A 17,174-nucleotide genomic window follows, 5' to 3' on the forward strand; every position below is an offset into this window, starting at 1 on the left:
GCGAGCCACATTCCAGAGCGCAAGGGCGGCCCATGACCACTTTCCCGCATCGCCACCTGCTCGGCATCAAAGGTCTCACGGAGCAGGACATCACCTACCTGCTCGATCGCGCCGATGAAGCCGTCAAGATCTCCCGTCAGAGGGAGAAGAAGACGTCCACCCTTCGAGGGCTGACGCAGATCAATCTCTTCTTTGAAGCGTCCACGAGGACACAATCCTCCTTCGAACTTGCCGGCAAACGGCTTGGCGCCGACGTGATGAACATGTCGGTCGGCAACTCGTCGGTGAAGAAGGGCGAAACGCTGATCGATACGGCAATGACGCTGAACGCCATGCACCCCGACGTGCTGGTCGTGCGCCATTCCTCGGCGGGTGCCGCCGCACTTCTGGCGCAGAAGGTTTCCTGCTCGGTGGTCAATGCCGGCGATGGCCAGCACGAGCATCCGACCCAGGCCCTGCTCGACGCGCTGACGATCCGCCGCATCAAGGGCAAGCTCTCGCGCATCATCGTGGCGATCTGTGGCGACGTGCTGCATTCGCGCGTCGCGCGGTCCAACATCCTCCTGCTCAACCAGATGGGCGCACGGGTGCGCGTCGTCGCACCGGCGACGTTGCTTCCCTCAGGGATCGCCGACATGGGCGTCGAGGTCTACCACTCGATGGCCGAGGGACTGAAGGATGCTGACGTGGTGATGATGCTGCGCCTGCAGCGCGAGCGCATGGCCGGCTCCTTCGTGCCGTCGGTGCGCGAGTACTTCCACTACTACGGCCTTGATGCCGAAAAACTGAAAGCCGCCAAGGACGACGCGCTCGTCATGCATCCGGGACCGATGAACCGCGGCGTCGAAATCGCGTCCGAAATCGCCGACGGGCCTCAGAGCGTGATCGAGCAGCAGGTCGAGATGGGTGTCGCCGTGCGGATGGCGGTAATGGAAACGCTTCTTCTTTCCCAGAACCAGGGGCCGCGCGTATGACCAGACCGCTCGTTCTTAGAAACCTTCGCATCGTCGATCCGTCCCGCAACCTCGACGAAACAGGCACGATCATCGTCGGCGACGATGGCCGCATCCTGGCAGCAGGCAAGGATGCGCTCAATCAGGGCACGCCGGATGGCGCCTTCGTCAAGGACTGCGATGGGCTGACAGCCGTCCCGGGCCTCGTCGACGCGCGTGTGTTTGTCGGCGAGCCAGGTGCCGAGCACCGCGAAACGATCGAATCGGCATCGCGCGCAGCAGCCGTCGGCGGCGTCACCTCCTTCATTTCGATGCCGGACACGGATCCTGTGATCGACGACATCGCGCTTGTCGAGTTCATGCAGAAGACCGCACGCGACAAGGCACTCGTCAACGTCTATCCGGCAGCGGCGATGACCAAGGGTCTTGCCGGCGAAGAGATGACCGAGTTCGGCCTGCTGCGCGAGGCTGGCGCCGTCTGCTTTACCAACGGTCGCAAGGCGATCCACGATACGCTGATGCTGCGCCGCGCCATGACCTATGCCCGCGAGTTCGGCGCGGTGATCGCGCTTGAAACGCGTGACAAATATCTCGGCGCCAACGGCGTGATGAACGAGGGGCTGCTTGCAAGCTGGCTCGGCCTTGCCGGTGTGCCGCGCGAAGCGGAAATCGTCCCGCTCGAGCGCGACCTGCGTATCGCCGGCCTGACCAAGGCTGCCTACCACGCTGCCAACATCTCGGTTCCCGAATCCGCCGAGGCCGTTCAGACCGCCCGCGACCGCGGCGCCAACGTCACCTGCGGCATCTCGATCAATCATCTGACGCTCAACGAGAACGACATCGGCGAGTACCGGACCTTCTTCAAGCTCTCGCCGCCGCTGCGCCGCGAGGACGACCGCGTCGCGATGGCGGAAGCTCTAGCCAACGGCACCATCGACATCATCGTTTCCTCGCATGATCCGCAGGACGTCGACACCAAGCGCCTGCCCTTCTCAGATGCGGAGAACGGCGCGATCGGGCTCGAGACAATGCTTGCCGCAGCGCTTCGCTTGCATAACAGCGGCCAGGTTCCGCTGATGCGACTTATCGATGCGATGTCGACGCGCCCGGCGACGATCTTCGGCCTGGATGCGGGCACCTTGAAGCCCGGCGCCAAGGCCGACATCACGGTCATCGATCTCGAAGAGCCCTGGGTCCTCTACAAGGAAGCGATCGTTTCGCGGTCGAAGAACACGCCATTCGAAAATGCGCGCTTTACCGGACGGGTTGTGCAAACCTATGTTGCCGGCGAGCTTGTGCATTCGGCATAGGCGACAGCGGTCGCGCGGGAGGAATCGGTGGATCTTTTTTCCTGGCAGCTCGGACTGCCCTCAACAGTCTTGAGCCTTGCTTTCGGCTACCTGCTCGGCTCGATCCCCTTTGGGCTGATCCTCACGCGCATGGCCGGCCTCGGTGACGTCCGCAAGATCGGCTCGGGCAACATCGGCGCCACCAACGTTCTGCGGACCGGCAACAAGAAGCTTGCCGCCGCCACCCTGCTGCTTGACGCCTTGAAGGGCACGGCCGCAGCCGCGATCGCCTCTCTCTGGGGTATCGAAGCGGGCATCGCCGCGGGCCTTGCCGCCTTCCTCGGCCACCTCTTCCCCGTCTGGCTCGGTTTCAAGGGCGGCAAGGGCGTCGCCACCTATATCGGCGTGCTGCTCGGCCTCGTGCCGCTGATGGTTCTCGCCTTTGGGGCGATCTGGCTGGCGATGGCGAAAATCAGCCGCTACTCCTCGCTGTCGGCACTGGTTGCAACCGCAGTCATTCCGGTTGTACTCTATGTCACGGGACACGAGAAAGTCGCCCTGCTGTTTGCGGTCATGACCCTGATCACGTGGGTGAAACATCGCGCCAACATCCAGCGGCTGCTTGCAGGCACCGAAAGCAAGATCGGAGACAAGCGATAATGTTGGACGTCAGTGCACGACGAACCGGAGTTGCGCTGACCGAACGACAGAAGATTTCCTGGCTGCGACTGATCCGCAGCGACAATGTCGGCCCCGCCACGTTCCGCGACCTCATCAATCACTTCGGCACCGCCGAGGCAGCGCTCGACGCTTTGCCCGAACTGTCCCGGCGCGGCGCTGGAGCGCGGACGTTCCGCGTCGCCACCATGGCGGAGGCGGAGCGAGAACTCGAAATCGCTCATCGTCTTGGCGCGACCTTCGTCGGCATCGGCGAACCAAACTACCCTTTCGCCCTTCGTCAGATCGATGGTGCTCCTCCTCTTCTCGCCGTCAAAGGCAACCTTAACGCCCCGACGCGATCCTCCCTCGGCATCGTCGGCTCGCGCAACGCCTCGGTCAGTGGCGCCAAGTTCGCAGCGATGATCGCGCGCGATGCCGGGCGAGCCGGCTATGTGATCACTTCAGGACTTGCGCGCGGCATCGACACCGCCGCCCACAGGGCAAGCCTGGAGAGCGGAACGATCGCGGTGCTTGCCGGCGGTATCGACCGGCCATATCCGCCGGAGAATGTCGGACTGCTCAACGATATCATGGCGGGCCAAGGCCTGGCGGTCAGCGAGATGCCGTTCGGCTGGGAGCCGCGCGCTCGCGATTTTCCCAGGCGCAACCGACTGATTGCCGGCATCAGTCTCGGCGTGACGATCGTCGAGGCGGCCACCCGGTCCGGTTCCTTGATCACGGCCCGCTATGCCGCCGATTTCGGTCGCCTGGTGTTTGCCGTTCCCGGCTCTCCACTCGATCCGCGCTGTCATGGAACCAACGACCTGCTCAAACAGGGCGCCATCGTCACGACGACATCGGACGACGTAATCGACGCGCTTGCGCCTCTCAGCCAATACAAGCTGCCGTTGTCGGCAGGAGCCGAGGAGCCGGGCTTTGAAACCCCGTCGAGACAGGCGGTGCCGCTCGGTGACGGCGACCGCGCGGCGATCATCGACGCACTCGGCCCGACACCGGCCGAGGTCGACGATGTCATTCGCCACACCGGATTGCCTGCAGCTGAAGTCTATCTCGTGCTGCTTGAACTTGACCTTGGCGGACGCCTTAGCCGCCACGCAGGCGGACTCGTGTCGCTCAATACGGACCAATAAAACTTCTTGTTTGTGCGCTGTCGAGTCAGCAACCGACGACACAAAAGCACATTCGCAGATACGAAGGAAACACGGCCGACTCAATCGGAAAGCGACATAATTATCTATTCTCGCAATGGCTGCATAACGCAGCGCTGTCGCTATTTTGAATGAAACCCCTTGACCCCGCTCGAATCCCTGTCCATTTCGGGGCATCGATATTCGGCGACGCTCGGTGCGAACAGCGCTGACGCAAGACCAAACCCGGTTGTCTCAGAAAAATGACGATGAATGTTGTAGTGGTGGAATCGCCTTCGAAGGCAAAGACGATCAACAAGTACCTCGGCCCCGGCTACAAGGTTCTTGCCTCGTTCGGCCATGTGCGGGATCTGCCTGCCAAGGACGGCTCGGTCCGTCCTGACGAAGATTTTGAGATGTCCTGGGAGGTCGACGCCGCGTCGGCCAAACGCATGAAGGATATTGCCGATGCCGTGAAGGCATCGGATGGCCTCATCCTCGCGACCGACCCGGATCGCGAAGGCGAAGCGATCTCGTGGCATGTGCTCGATCTTCTCAGGAAGAAGAAAGTGCTGGGCGACAAGCCGGTCAAGCGTGTGGCCTTCAACGCCATCACCAAGAAGGCTGTGCTTGACGCAATCGCCCATCCGCGCGACCTCGACATTCCCCTGGTCGATGCCTATCTCGCCCGCCGCGCACTCGACTATCTCGTCGGCTTCAACCTGTCGCCGGTGCTTTGGCGCAAGCTGCCCGGCGCCCGCTCCGCCGGCCGCGTCCAGTCGGTCACGCTGCGGCTCGTCTGCGACCGCGAAGCAGAAATCGAACGCTTCATCTCCGAAGAATACTGGAACCTGTCTGCGCTTTTGAAGACGCCCCGCGGCGATGAATTCGAGGCGCGCCTTGTTTCGGCGGATGGAAAACGGCTGGCACCGCGCGCCGTCGGCAACGGCGAAGAAGCCAACCGGCTGAAGACCCTGCTCGACGGCGCCACCTATGTCGTCGACAGCATCGAAGCAAAGCCGGTCAAGCGGAACCCTTCGCCGCCGTTCACGACATCGACGCTGCAGCAGGCTGCGTCGTCGAAGCTCGGCTTCTCTGCTTCGCGCACCATGCAGGTCGCACAGAAGCTCTATGAAGGTGTCGACATCGGCGGCGAAACCGTCGGTCTCATCACCTATATGCGTACCGACGGCGTGCAGATGGCGCCGGAATCGATCGAAGCCGCACGTTCGGCGATCGGCAGCCAGTTCGGCGACCGCTACCTGCCGGAAAAGCCGCGCTTCTATTCCACCAAGGCGAAAAACGCCCAGGAAGCGCACGAAGCCATTCGCCCGACTGATTTCAACCGCACGCCGGACCAGGTCCGCCGTTTCCTCGACGGCGACATGCTGAAGCTTTATGACCTTGTCTGGAAGCGCGGCATCGCCAGCCAGATGGCCTCCGCCGAGATCAAGCGCACGACTGCCGAGATTACCGCCGACAATGCTGGTAACAAGGCCGGCCTGCGCGCCACTGGTTCCGTCATTCGTTTCGATGGCTTCATTGCAGCCTATACCGACGCCAAGGAAGACGGCGAACAGACCGACGACGGCGACGAAGATGGCCGCCTGCCGGAGATCAATGCGCGCGAAAGCCTGGCGAAGCAGAAGATCAATGCCTCGCAGCATTTCACCGAGCCGCCGCCGCGCTACTCGGAAGCAACATTGATCAAGAAGATGGAAGAGCTCGGCATCGGCCGGCCTTCCACCTATGCCGCTACGGTAACGACGCTGCTCGACCGCGACTACATCACCAACGACAAGCGCAAGCTCGTGCCCCAGGCCAAGGGGCGGCTCGTCACGGCGTTTCTGGAAAGCTTCTTCACCCGTTATGTCGGCTACGACTTCACGGCATCGCTCGAAGAAAAGCTCGACCAGGTCTCGGCGGGCGAGGTCAACTGGAAGGACGTTCTTCGCGACTTCTGGAAGGATTTCTTCGCACAGATCGAGGAAACCAAGGAGCTGCGCGTTACCAACGTGCTCGACGCGCTGAACGAGGAACTGGCACCGCTGGTCTTCCCCAAGCGCGAAGACGGCAGCGATCCCCGCATCTGCCAAGTCTGCGGCACCGGCAAGCTGTCACTGAAACTCGGCAAGTACGGCGCCTTTGTCGGCTGCTCGAACTACCCCGAATGCAACTTCACCCGCCAGCTTTCCTCTGACGGCAATAACGACGCCGAAGCTTCGGTCTCGAACGAACCTCAGGCACTGGGCAAGGATCCGCATACCGGCGAAGAAATCACGCTGCGCAGCGGCCGCTTCGGCCCCTATGTCCAGCGCGGCGACGGCAAGGAAGCCAAGCGCTCGAGCCTGCCCAAGGGCTGGACGCCATCGTCGATCGACCACGAGAAGGCTGTCGCCCTGCTCTCGCTGCCGCGCGATATCGGCGCGCATCCCGAATCAGGCAAAATGATCTCGTCCGGTCTTGGCCGGTACGGCCCCTTCGTGCTGCATGACGGCACCTATGCGAACCTCGAATCGATCGAGGACGTCTTCTCGATCGGCCTGAACCGTGCCGTTTCGGTGATTGCCGACAAGCAATCCAAGGCCGGTGCCGGCCGTGGCCGCGCCGCGGCGGTTGCGCTGAAGGAGCTGGGCGATCACCCCGAAGGTGGCGCAATTACCGTTCGCGACGGACGCTACGGCCCCTATGTCAACTGGGGCAAGGTCAACGCGACCTTGCCGCAGGGCAAGGATCCGCAGTCCGTCACAGTCGAAGAGGCGCTCGCACTCGTTGCCGAGCGCGCCGCCAAGAGCGGCACGGGCAAGGGCAAGGCGACGAAGGCAAAGGTGACGAAGTCGTCCAAGGCTGCCGCCGACGGTGCGGCCAAGGCCAAGAAGACGACAAAGGCAAAGGCGCCCGCCAAACCAAAACCAAAGACGGCCGCGAAGGCCAAGAAGGACTGACCTTGACCAGAATACCGCGCGACCCGACCGAACGATCCGGAAAAGGTTCCGGCAGGAAAGAGGGCCGCGCGGCAAGGGTCGCGCCGGCACCGGAGAAAACCTCGATCATCCACGGCGCGGTTCCCCCGCGCGACGTGCTGATGCGCTTCATCGCCGAGAACCCGGACCGCGCCTCCAAGCGTGAAATTGCCAAGGCCTTCGGCCTCAAGGGCGACACGCGCGTGGAACTCAAAGCCTTGCTGCGTTCGCTGGAAGCAGACGGTCTGGTCGAGAAGAAGCGCAAGTCACTCGTGCGTCCGGGCGCCCTTCCCCCGGTTACCGTGCTCGATATCACCGTGCGCGACGTCGACGGCGAACTGATCGGCCGCCCGGCCGAGTGGCTCGACGATGACGGCGTCGCACCGGCGGTGCTGATCAAGCAGTCGTCTGTCGGCAAGGACAAGGGCAAGGTGCCGGTCGGCGGCCTCGGCGACCGTGTGCTTGCCAAGATCTTCCCGGCCAAGGACCGTGGCGGTCCGGCCTATACCGCACGCATCATCAAGGTTCTCGACAAGCGCAGGGACGCCGTCCTCGGCGTCTTCCGCGCCACGCCGGGCGGTGGCGGGCGCCTGATGCCGATCGAAAAGCGCGGCGAGGAAATTCTGGTCGATCCGGACTTCGTCGGCGACGCCAAGGATGGAGATCTCATCGAGGTCCAACTGACGCGCCTTGGCCGCTACGGCCTGCCGCGCGCTCAGGTTCAAAACGTCGTCGGTTCGGTCGCCTCGGAAAAGGCGATCTCGATGATCGCCATCTATGCCCACGGCATACCGCACGTCTTTCCGGAACGCGTGCTGAAGGAAGCGGAAGACGCCGGCCCGGCTACCATGGCGCACAGGGAAGACTGGCGCTCGCTGCCGCTGATCACCATCGATCCGGCCGATGCGAAGGACCACGACGACGCGGTCCACGCTGAGCCGGACCCAGCGGAAGACAACCCCGGCGGCGTGATCGTCACCGTCGCGATTGCCGACGTCTCCTGGTATGTCCGGCCGAAGTCGGCCCTCGATCTTGAAGCGTTGAAGCGCGGCAACTCGGTCTATTTCCCGGATCGTGTCGTGCCGATGCTGCCGGAACGGATCTCCAACGACCTCTGCTCTCTCAAGGAAGGGGTCGATCGGCCGGCACTCGCCGTGCGCATGCGCTTTTCCAAAGAGGGCCGCAAGGCGGGCCATACCTTCCATCGCATCATGATGAAGAGCGCGGCCAAGCTTTCCTACCAGCAGGCACAGGCGGCCATCGACGGCAATCCGGATGACAAGACCGGCCCGATCCTCGACACGATCCTGAAGCCGCTATGGGAGGGATATCGCATCTTGACGCGCGGCCGTGACCGCCGCCAGCCGCTAGAGCTGAACATGCCCGAGCGCAAGATCATCCTGAAGCCCGACGGCACGGTCGATCGCGTCTTCGTTCCGGACCGTCTCGACGCACACAAGCTGATCGAAGAAATGATGATCCAGGCGAACGTCGCGGCCGCCGAGACGCTCGAGCAGAAGCGCCAGGTGCTGATCTACCGCGTCCACGACCAACCGTCTCTGGCCAAGCAGGAGAGCCTGCGCGAATTCCTCGCCACACTCGACCTCTCGCTGGTCAAGGGCGGCAGCATGCGCTCGAACCACTTCAACGGCATCCTGGCCAAGGCCGAAGGCAAGCCCTTCGAAACGATGGTCAACGAGATGGTGCTGCGCTCCCAGAGCCAGGCGATCTACAGCCCCGAGAATATCGGCCATTTCGGCCTCAACCTCATGAAATACGCGCACTTCACCTCGCCGATCCGGCGTTACGCCGACTTGATCGTCCACCGGGCGCTGGTCGGCTCGCTCGGGTTTGGCGAAGGCGGGCTCACGCCGCAGGAAGAAGGCGTGCTCGACGATATCGCCGCGGAAATCTCGACCTTCGAGCGCCGGGCGATGGCCGCCGAGCGCGATACCGTCGACCGGCTGATCGCCCATCACCTGAACGGCCGCATCGGCGAAGAATTCGAAGGCCGCGTTGCCGGCGTCACCAAGGCGGGACTTTTTGTCACCCTGCCGGCCTATGGCGCCAACGGCTTCGTGCCTATATCTACGCTCGGACGAGACTACTTCATCTTTGATGAGGCGCATCAGGCCCTTTCCGGCGAAAAGACTGGCCTCGGCTTTCGTCTCGGCGATTCGGTGCAGGTCAAATTGGTCGAAGCCGTGCCGCTTGCCGGCGCGCTTCGCTTCGAGATGATCAGCGACGGGCGTAAGATGCCGACCGCTACGCGCTCCTTCCACAAGTCGGGGCGTCGTGATCGCTCGGGCCCGCGCAAGAAGCCGGGAACACGACCGCCGCGCGGAAAGCGCTAGGCCACAAGCAGCGGCCGGCGGCTTCGACAAGGAGAGAATGCACATGACGGCAACGGACAAGGAAACGCTTCACCTCGGTGGTCATGCCGCCGACGAACGTCCGGTCGGTCGGTCCATGCGCCGCGGCTTTCTCGGCACCTGCCCGGCCTGCGGCAGCGGCAAGCTGTTCCGCAGCTACGTCAAATCCGTCGATGCCTGCGCGGCCTGCGGCGAGCGCATGGACCATCAGCGTGCCGATGACTTCCCGCCCTATATCGTCGTCACCATCGTCGGCCATTTGGTGCTCGGCGGCTACATGATGACCGATATGATCCTGCCCTTGACGACCTGGCAGCACCTCGCCGTCTGGACGCCGATCACGCTGGTGAGCTCGCTCGGCTTGCTGCAGCCAATCAAGGGTGCGGTCATCGGCCTGCAATGGGCGCTGAAGATGCACGGTTTCGGCGGCCATGAGGACACGCCCGAGGACGTTCTGCCTGCGCGAGACCCCTCCGCATGACGTCAGGGCGCGAGAGCGTCGCCCGGGCCTCCGGCATCCCCGTAGGACGTACTAGACCGCGTGACGCAGCGTCGATCATGCTGCTTGACCGTTCCGGAGGCCACGTGCGCGTGCTGATGGGCCGGCGCAGCAGCGCGCATATCTTCATGCCCGATCTCTACGTCTTTCCCGGTGGGCGCCGGGATCCGACGGACCATCGCCTCGCCTTCTCCAGCGACCTCAACCCCGCCGTTCTCCAGGCGCTGAAGAGCGTCGATGGCCAACCCGTCAGCGATGCTCGCGCCAGGGCGCTGGCCCTGGCGGCACTGAGGGAGCTCTATGAGGAAGCGGGCGTTCTGCTGGGCACGCCCCGCGCCGAGACGGAAGCGCCGCTACCCTTTCTTCCAGATCTCGCAAACTTGCGCTATATGGCTCGGGCCATTACTCCTCCGGGACACTCGAGGCGGTTCGATACGCGCTTCTTCGCGATCTTCGCGGACGAAGCCGAAGTCGATACATCGCGGGTTCTGGAAAGCCGGGAGCTCCAGGATTTGCAGTGGATCGATGTCAACGACCTCCCCTCGCTCCGGATACCGGAGATAACCGCCATCATCCTTTCGGATCTGAGAAGCGGCCTTAACGCGGACCCATCGCTCCCCTACGAGCGCTCCGTGCCTTTCTATTTCACGCGCCGTGGGCGGTTCATCCGCACGCTTCTCTAAGGACCACAGTCGCATGTCACAGCCGACGCCCGAGTGCCCCGCACCGGTTGAGGAAATTCACTGGCCGTCGTTGATCGCGGCGGTCTCCGCCATCAGCGCCGTCGGCATCGCGATCGGCCTCGGCCTGCCGCTGCTTTCGAGCATCATGGAGAAGCGCGGCATCTCGTCGACGCTGATTGGTCTCAATTCGGCCATGGCCGGCGTGGCCTCCATGGTCGCAGCTTCCTTCACGACCAAGTTCGCACATCGCCACGGTGTAGCGCCGACGATGCTCTGGGCCGTCCTGCTCGCCGCAATCAGCGCTTTCGGCTTCTACTACATTACCAACTTCTGGCTCTGGTTTCCGCTGCGCGTGGTCTTCCATGGTGCCATTACCGTACTCTTCATCCTCTCCGAGTTCTGGATCAATGCCACCGCGCCGCCAGCGAAACGGGGCTTCGTGCTCGGCATCTACGGCACGGTTCTATCCCTCGGCTTCCTGAGCGGGCCGCTGCTCTTCTCGATCCTCGGCAGTGAGGGCGTCTTGCCCTTCGTGGTCGGTGCCGGCGTCATTCTGCTCGCCGCCGTGCCGATCTTCATCGCACGGGACGAGAGCCCGGTGATCGACGAAAAGCCCGACCGCCACTTCGTGCGCTATATCTTCCTGGTGCCGACGGCGACGGCCGCCGTCTTCATCTTCGGCGCGGTCGAATCGGGCGGGTTGTCGCTCTTTACCGTCTACGGGACACGATCGGGCTTCACCGAATCACAGGCGGCGCTGCTGCTGACCGTGATGGGTGTCGGCAATTTCATCTTCCAGATTCCGCTCGGCATGTTGTCAGACCAGATCAAGGACAAGCGCACATTGCTGTCCGCCATGACCGTCATCGGCCTTATCGGTGCCCTTTGTCTGCCGATGCTGGTGGAAAGCTGGTTCCTGATGGCGATCGTGCTGTTGTTCTGGGGCGGCTGCGTCTCCGGCCTCTATACCGTCGGCCTCAGTCATCTCGGCTCGCGCCTTCAAGGCTCCGATCTTGCCGCCGCCAATGCCGCGTTCGTCTTCTCCTATGCGGTCGGCACTGTCGCCGGGCCACAGGTGATCGGCGCATCGATGGATGTGGCCGGCAACAACGGTTTTGCCTGGGCGATTGCCGGGTTTTTCGGTCTATACGTCGCGCTTTCGGTTGTAAGGATCGTTTTGAATCCAAAACGGCCTTGACTTTTCGGCCGCGATTTGTAGTTTCGCGCCAACCTTGCCCGTGGCCCGCAACCGGTTGTCCACGGCTTTCAATTTCATAAAGGCAGGACGACCATGGCAAAAGCCACCACCATCAAGATCAAGTTGCTGTCGACAGCCGACACGGGTTTCTTCTACGTCACGACCAAGAACAGCCGCACGATGACGGACAAGATGACCAAGACCAAGTACGATCCGGTCGCTAAGAAGCACGTCGAGTTCAAGGAAACCAAGATCAAGTAAGATCTGACGTTTCTCGGGATCAAGGGGCGCCAACCGCAAGGTTTGGCGCCCCTTTCCGTTACTGCATGTTTCCTTAAATCGCATGCGATTTAAGGAAACATGCAGCAGCTTAAAGCGCTATGGTGACCTTTGCGCGCCTGATAAGACGCGCGGCGCTGTAGTGCGCCGTGAAGCGGGCCGAAGACAGGTCGGCGACCCGCCCCTTTTCATGCCTCCCGCGACTGTGCATGCGCACAGGCACGAATCAAAAAGCGCCGCCCCTTCCGGAACAGCGCTTTGAATGGGGGTCGGCTGGCTTCTAACCGCGGCACGAGGATTCCGCAGGTGTCAAAAGCCAACCGACCGACCCCACGACCCAGGAGATGCGGCGGACCTGAGCATCATGGGGTAACCGAAACTGGTGGAGGCTATCTCCCCGTGTTTATCAGCATCACCTGAAAATAGAAAAAAATCAACGAATTCTTAATGCGCGAAGCGGTGTTGCTCGGCACATGGTTAATTCTGTATCGTCCTAGGACATGGAAATACATGGCCATCGCGGCCACCAACCCCCTCGGTAGCATCGACGCGACGAAGAATACAACTTTAAAGGCATGCCGCAAGAGGGGCCTGGATTTTCGTCAAGCCGCCAGCGGATGACGTGGCTCAGATCCCCCCGTCAGGCAGCAGCCGCCACCACTCTGTTACGACCTTCGTTCTTAGCCTGGTAGAGCGCCATATCTGCGCGCTTCAACAGAGCTTCCGCCATGTCGCCTTCCAGCTTCATGCCGGCAATACCCATCGACGCGGTGATGACCAGCGCGCCGTCCGCATGCGGTATGGAAAACGGCTGACTCTCGATGATGTGGCGCAACCGCTCCGCAACGGCAGCCGCCATCTCCGGCGGCGTGTCGGGCATGACCACGACGAACTCTTCACCGCCGAAGCGGCAGGCAAGATCGGCGCCGCGCACGGTCGAGCGGATGCGGCTGGCAAACTCGCGCAGCACCTCATCGCCGACGTCATGGCCGTAGGTATCGTTAACCTGCTTGAACCGGTCGATGTCGGTCATGCAGATCGACAACGGGCGTCCGCGCGCTGCGGCGCGATCCATCAGCAGCTTCAGGTGATTGTCGAGGTAGCGGCGATTGTGCAGGCCTGTGAGGCCATCTGTGACCGCCAACTCGATCGTCTGCTGCACGCTCTTCCTCAGCATGTCGTTGCAGTGCTTACGCCTGATCTGCGTCAACGAGCGGGCAACAAGCTCATTAGGATCGACCGGCCGGATGATATAGTCGGTAACGCCCAGATCGAGGGCGCGCACGATCATCTCGTCATTGCCCTGCTCGGTGATCAGCAGGATCGGAATGAAGCGCGTGCGCTCCAGCGACCGCAGCTGCGAGCAAAGCCGCAACGGATCGTAGTCGTCGAAATTGGCGTTGACGATGACGAGATCGAAATTGTTCTCGGCCGCTTCGAACAGCGCCGCCTGCGGGTCGGAGATAACAGAGACATCGGCAATCGGCTTGAGCGTGCGCTGCAGCCGCTCCTGGGAGGAGCCGCGGCCATCGACCAAGAGGACGTTGCCCGGCTCGTCCGGACGATCCTGGCGGGCCAGTTCCTGAAGGCCGATGGTCTGCGCCGTCTGGGCACGCAGCCGCAACTCGTCGCTGACATTCTTCAAGCGCACGAGGCTTTTCACCCGCGACATCAACTGCAGATCGTTGACCGGTTTTGTCAGGAAATCGTCGGCACCGGCCTTCAATCCGCGGACCCGGTCGGAAGGCTGGTCAAGTGCGGTCACCATGACCACGGGAATATGTGCGGTGCGGGGATTGGCCTTCAGCCGCTCGCAGACCTCGAAGCCGTCGATGCCGGGCATCATGATGTCGAGAAGCACCAGGTCGACCGGCGTCGTCTCACAGAGCGACAGGGCCGTATGGCCATCGCCCGCAGTCAGCACATCGAAATACTCGGCGAGCAGACGCGCTTCGAGAAGCTTAACGTTGGCAGGCACGTCATCGACAACAAGAATGCGCGCAGTCATATCAATTTTCCCGCCGTTCAGGCATCGCCAAGGTAGGTTTTGATCGTCTCAATGAACTTTGGCACAGAAATCGGTTTTGAAACATAGGCTTCGCATCCACCCTGGCGGATGCGTTCCTCGTCGCCCTTCATCGCGAAAGCGGTCACCGCAATGACCGGGATGACGTGTAATTCATCGTCTTCCTTCAGCCACTTCGTGACCTCGAGCCCGGAAACCTCCGGCAGCTGAATGTCCATCAAAATGAGATCGGGACGATACTTGCGCGCCAGCTCCAGCGCCTCCATACCGTTGCGCGTCTGGATCGTCGCGTAGCCGGAAGCCTCAATCAGGTCTCGGAAGAGCTTCATGTTCAGCTCGTTATCCTCAACAATCATTACCTGTTTGGGCATGTCGATCCCTTGCTGTCCGTCGTCTTCTTGCAAGTCTTCTCAAGACATCTAAGTTGCAAAGCCAACGACTCGACCCATTTCCTCGAGTTCAACGATAATCCTATTTGGTTGAAAAATAGGTAATTCCGGGCGTAAAAACAGTAGGAGGCCAAGACATTGAAGAGCGCCGACGAAATCGCCATCGACATTCTTTCCTGGCTTGCCGGCGAGCCGGACCTGCTGTCCCGATTTCTGGCGCTGACGGGGACGGATCCGTCCTCCCTGCGCAATGCGATCGGCGAGCCGGGCTTCATGGGCGGGCTCGTCGCCTTTCTCATGGACCACGAACCGACGCTGATAGCTTTCTGCGAGGCGACCGGGACGCCCCCCCAGGATGTCGTGCGCGCGCACGAGAAGCTTTCCGGCGCCGCCGACCTGCAGGACAGCTGAACTTGAACAATACTGTCCGCGACGATGAAATCCGCCTCAGCAACCGTCCGCTGATCGTCAGCGACGTCGACGAAGTCGTGCTCGAATTCCTGGGCCCCTTCCGGGCCTTTCTCGAAAGCCGCGACCATGTCCTCCTGCCGCGCTCCTTCCGGCTGACCGGCAACATCATCCATCGCGCAACGGAACAGCCGGCGACCGAGGCCGACGTCAAAGACATGCTCGACGCTTTCTACGCCGCGCAGGATCGCTGGCAAACGCCGGCTGTCGGCGTTGTCGAGGCTCTTCACGAACTGTCCGCTCTGGCAGACATCGTCTTCCTGACGGCCATGCCGCCACGGCATGCGGCCGCGCGTCGCGCTCTGCTCGACCGGCTCGATCTTCCCTATCCGCTGCTCGCTTCCGAGGACCCCAAAGGGCCTATCGTTCAACGCCTGCATGCCGGACGGGCACTTCCCGTTGTTTTCATCGACGACATCGCGCGCAACCTGCAATCGGTGCAGGCGCACGCGCCGTCCTGCCTGCTGATCAATCTGATGGCGAACGCCGAGTTTCGCGCGCTCGCGCCTGCGCCGGATGGGTGTGTTCACATTGCCGCCGACTGGACCGATGCCGCCAGCGCCATTCGCGCGCATTTCCAACGGTAGCACCGCCCGATCCGACGGGGCGAGAGCCGCGCGGAGTAGCTCAAAATCCGACCTGCGGTTTGGCGTCGGCAATCTGACGTGCAAGGCAATTTCCAACGCAGCCTCCCTTGAGACTCGCTAGCGTAGAGCGTAAAGTCGCGATGTTCAACATTTGTTCCAGATATGCTCGACAGTGGTTCCCAAACTCCAAGCTTCTGCCGTGATTGCCTTAGGGAACAGACCGCGACGGCGCGACGCTGCCTTGGCTGCGGCAGTCCGCGCCTCCTGCGTCATGCCGAGCTTTACGATCTGACCCTCGCCCATATCGATTGCGACGCGTTTTATGCTTCCGTCGAGAAGCGGGACAATCCGGAGCTTGCCGACAAGCCGGTGATTATCGGCGGCGGCAAGCGCGGCGTCGTTTCGACAGCATGCTACATCGCCCGCATCCACGGCGTACGCTCGGCCATGCCGATGTTCAAGGCGCTCGAAGCCTGCCCGCAAGCGGTCGTCATCAAGCCCAATATGGAAAAATACGTGCACGTCGGCCGCGAAGTTCGCGCGCTGATGCAGGAGTTGACACCGCTGGTGCAACCTCTCTCGATCGACGAAGCCTTCCTGGAACTGAACGGTACCCAGCGGCTGCACCACGATCCCCCTGCCCGCACGCTCGCCCGCTTTGCCCGCCGCGTCGAACAGGAGATCGGCATCACGGTCTCCGTCGGGCTTTCCTACTGCAAGTTCCTGGCCAAGGTCGCATCAGACCTGCAGAAGCCTCGCGGCTTCTCGGTGATCGGCCAGGCCGAGGCGCTCGAATTCCTAAGAGAAAGGCCGGTGACCTTGATCTGGGGCGTCGGCAAGGCGTTCGCGGCCACGCTGGAGCGCGACGGCATTCGCACGATCGGCCAGCTTCAGACGATGGAGGAAGCCGACCTCATGCGCCGCTACGGCACCATGGGCCAGAGGCTCTACCGCCTGTCGCGTGGCCTCGACGAGAGAACCGTCGAAATCGACGGCGAGGCGAAGAGCGTGTCGTCCGAGACGACGTTCAACGACGATCTCGCCCGCTACGACGATCTCGTCACACATCTGCGCCGGCTGAGCGAACAGGTCGCGCACCGCCTGCGCAAATCCGAACTCGCCGGCCAGACGGTGGTTTTGAAGCTGAAGACTGCCGACTTCAAGATCAGGACCCGCAACCGCCGCCTCGACAGCCCAACGCGGCTCGCCGACCGGATCTTCCGCGCAGGACTGCAGCTGCTTGAGAAGGAAGTCGACGGCACGAAATATCGACTGATCGGCATCGGCGTCAGCGATCTTTCCAGCCCCGATCTCGCCGATCCCCCTGATCTTGTCGACCCAGCAGCGACCCGTCGCGCTGCTGCCGAAGATGCCATCAACAAGCTGCGCGACAAGTTCGGCAAGGCAAGCGTCGAAACCGGCTACACTTTCGGCAGCCGCAAGCGCGATCACTAAAGCGCGTCGCGATCTTTCAGATTCGCTCGCTGCGCTTTTAAGCTCTTGTCTTTGCGCATGTCGTCATCGCAAAACCGTTAACCACTTTTGCGCGACATGCTTTGGCGCGTTATCGGCAGCGGCTTGACGTTTCCTCGGTCCGATCCGGACGAATTCTTTAAAGATTACAGTCTAGTCTCGTCGGCCAGTTTACGTGTTGGGATGA

The 17,174-nt window shown here is 62.1% G+C and carries 15 protein-coding genes; 13 read left to right on the plus strand and 2 right to left on the minus strand.

Annotated elements, in window-relative coordinates; all coding sequences use genetic code 11:
• Positions 1–32 precede the first annotated feature (32 nt).
• The 10 genes from BC360_RS10050 (at position 33) to rpmG (ending at position 12,026) form a co-directional block, all read left to right on the plus strand.
• Entirely contained in the window at positions 33–974 is a 942-nt protein-coding gene (locus BC360_RS10050) for an aspartate carbamoyltransferase catalytic subunit (RefSeq protein ID WP_065787107.1), read from the plus strand.
• On the plus strand, positions 971–2,263 hold the full coding sequence (locus BC360_RS10055; protein ID WP_065795121.1) for a dihydroorotase: 1,293 nt from the start codon (positions 971–973) through the stop codon (positions 2,261–2,263). Before BC360_RS10050 ends, BC360_RS10055 begins: the two co-directional genes overlap by 4 nt.
• 27 nt (positions 2,264–2,290) lie before the next feature.
• Entirely contained in the window at positions 2,291–2,902 is a 612-nt protein-coding gene (gene plsY / locus BC360_RS10060) for a glycerol-3-phosphate 1-O-acyltransferase PlsY (protein ID WP_065787109.1), read from the plus strand.
• A complete protein-coding gene (gene dprA / locus BC360_RS10065; protein WP_065795122.1) occupies positions 2,902–4,053 on the plus strand; it encodes a DNA-processing protein DprA in 1,152 nt (383 codons plus the stop codon). The genes plsY and dprA overlap by 1 nt, the downstream gene beginning before the upstream one ends.
• A gap of 266 nt (positions 4,054–4,319) precedes the next feature.
• Positions 4,320–6,995 carry a type I DNA topoisomerase gene (topA, locus tag BC360_RS10070; protein WP_065795123.1) on the plus strand — a complete coding sequence of 892 codons (2,676 nt, stop codon included), beginning with the start codon at positions 4,320–4,322 and terminating at the stop codon, positions 6,993–6,995.
• 2 nt (positions 6,996–6,997) lie between these two features.
• A complete protein-coding gene (gene rnr / locus BC360_RS10075; protein ID WP_065795124.1) occupies positions 6,998–9,367 on the plus strand; it encodes a ribonuclease R in 2,370 nt (789 codons plus the stop codon).
• A 37-nt stretch (positions 9,368–9,404) separates the two neighbouring features.
• Positions 9,405–9,866, plus strand: coding sequence for a DUF983 domain-containing protein (locus BC360_RS10080; protein ID WP_139109987.1), 462 nt, complete (start codon positions 9,405–9,407; stop codon positions 9,864–9,866).
• Entirely contained in the window at positions 9,863–10,567 is a 705-nt protein-coding gene (locus BC360_RS10085; protein ID WP_065795125.1) for an NUDIX hydrolase, read from the plus strand. The genes BC360_RS10080 and BC360_RS10085 overlap by 4 nt, the downstream gene beginning before the upstream one ends.
• Positions 10,568–10,580: 13 nt before the next feature.
• Positions 10,581–11,765: an MFS transporter gene (locus BC360_RS10090; protein ID WP_065795126.1), complete on the plus strand. Its 1,185-nt coding sequence runs from the start codon at positions 10,581–10,583 to the stop codon at positions 11,763–11,765.
• 93 nt (positions 11,766–11,858) lie between these two features.
• Positions 11,859–12,026 (plus strand): 50S ribosomal protein L33, encoded by a 168-nt coding sequence (rpmG, locus tag BC360_RS10095; protein ID WP_003547442.1) that lies wholly within the window; start codon positions 11,859–11,861, stop codon positions 12,024–12,026.
• Positions 12,027–12,684: 658 nt separating this feature from the next.
• On the opposite strand, the gene BC360_RS10105 is transcribed toward rpmG, so the two are convergent.
• Positions 12,685–14,052 (minus strand): PleD family two-component system response regulator, encoded by a 1,368-nt coding sequence (locus tag BC360_RS10105; protein ID WP_065795127.1) that lies wholly within the window; start codon positions 14,050–14,052, stop codon positions 12,685–12,687.
• Positions 14,053–14,069: 17 nt separating this feature from the next.
• Entirely contained in the window at positions 14,070–14,441 is a 372-nt protein-coding gene (locus BC360_RS10110) for a response regulator (RefSeq protein ID WP_025426610.1), read from the minus strand.
• 156 nt (positions 14,442–14,597) lie between these two features.
• On the opposite strand from BC360_RS10110, the gene BC360_RS10115 reads away from it, so the two are divergent.
• From BC360_RS10115 to BC360_RS10125, 3 genes are all read left to right on the plus strand, one after another.
• Positions 14,598–14,870 (plus strand): DUF3572 domain-containing protein, encoded by a 273-nt coding sequence (locus BC360_RS10115; protein ID WP_065787118.1) that lies wholly within the window; start codon positions 14,598–14,600, stop codon positions 14,868–14,870.
• A gap of 2 nt (positions 14,871–14,872) precedes the next feature.
• Positions 14,873–15,514: a hypothetical protein gene (locus BC360_RS10120; RefSeq protein WP_139109988.1), complete on the plus strand. Its 642-nt coding sequence runs from the start codon at positions 14,873–14,875 to the stop codon at positions 15,512–15,514.
• A 162-nt stretch (positions 15,515–15,676) separates the two neighbouring features.
• Positions 15,677–16,969 (plus strand): DNA polymerase IV, encoded by a 1,293-nt coding sequence (locus BC360_RS10125; protein ID WP_065795129.1) that lies wholly within the window; start codon positions 15,677–15,679, stop codon positions 16,967–16,969.
• The last annotated feature ends 205 nt before the right edge of the window (positions 16,970–17,174 follow it).

Source organism: Ensifer sp. LC163, assembly GCF_001695855.1.
In the GTDB taxonomy this organism is placed as follows: Bacteria; Pseudomonadota; Alphaproteobacteria; order Rhizobiales; family Rhizobiaceae; genus Ensifer.

Excerpts from the sequence above, each read along its gene's own strand:
- BC360_RS10110 (WP_025426610.1), bottom strand. The coding sequence starts at position 14,441 with ATGCCCAAACAGGTAATGATTGTTGAGGATAACGAGCTGAACATGAAG.
- BC360_RS10085 (WP_065795125.1), top strand. The coding sequence starts at position 9,863 with ATGACGTCAGGGCGCGAGAGCGTCGCCCGGGCCTCCGGCATCCCCGTA.
- rpmG (WP_003547442.1), top strand. The coding sequence starts at position 11,859 with ATGGCAAAAGCCACCACCATCAAGATCAAGTTGCTGTCGACAGCCGAC.
- BC360_RS10080 (WP_139109987.1), top strand. The coding sequence starts at position 9,405 with ATGCACATGACGGCAACGGACAAGGAAACGCTTCACCTCGGTGGTCAT.
- BC360_RS10050 (WP_065787107.1), top strand. The coding sequence starts at position 33 with ATGACCACTTTCCCGCATCGCCACCTGCTCGGCATCAAAGGTCTCACG.
- BC360_RS10090 (WP_065795126.1), top strand. The coding sequence starts at position 10,581 with ATGTCACAGCCGACGCCCGAGTGCCCCGCACCGGTTGAGGAAATTCAC.
- topA (WP_065795123.1), top strand. The coding sequence starts at position 4,320 with ATGAATGTTGTAGTGGTGGAATCGCCTTCGAAGGCAAAGACGATCAAC.
- BC360_RS10125 (WP_065795129.1), top strand. The coding sequence starts at position 15,677 with ATGCTCGACAGTGGTTCCCAAACTCCAAGCTTCTGCCGTGATTGCCTT.
- BC360_RS10105 (WP_065795127.1), bottom strand. The coding sequence starts at position 14,052 with ATGACTGCGCGCATTCTTGTTGTCGATGACGTGCCTGCCAACGTTAAG.
- dprA (WP_065795122.1), top strand. The coding sequence starts at position 2,902 with ATGTTGGACGTCAGTGCACGACGAACCGGAGTTGCGCTGACCGAACGA.
- BC360_RS10055 (WP_065795121.1), top strand. The coding sequence starts at position 971 with ATGACCAGACCGCTCGTTCTTAGAAACCTTCGCATCGTCGATCCGTCC.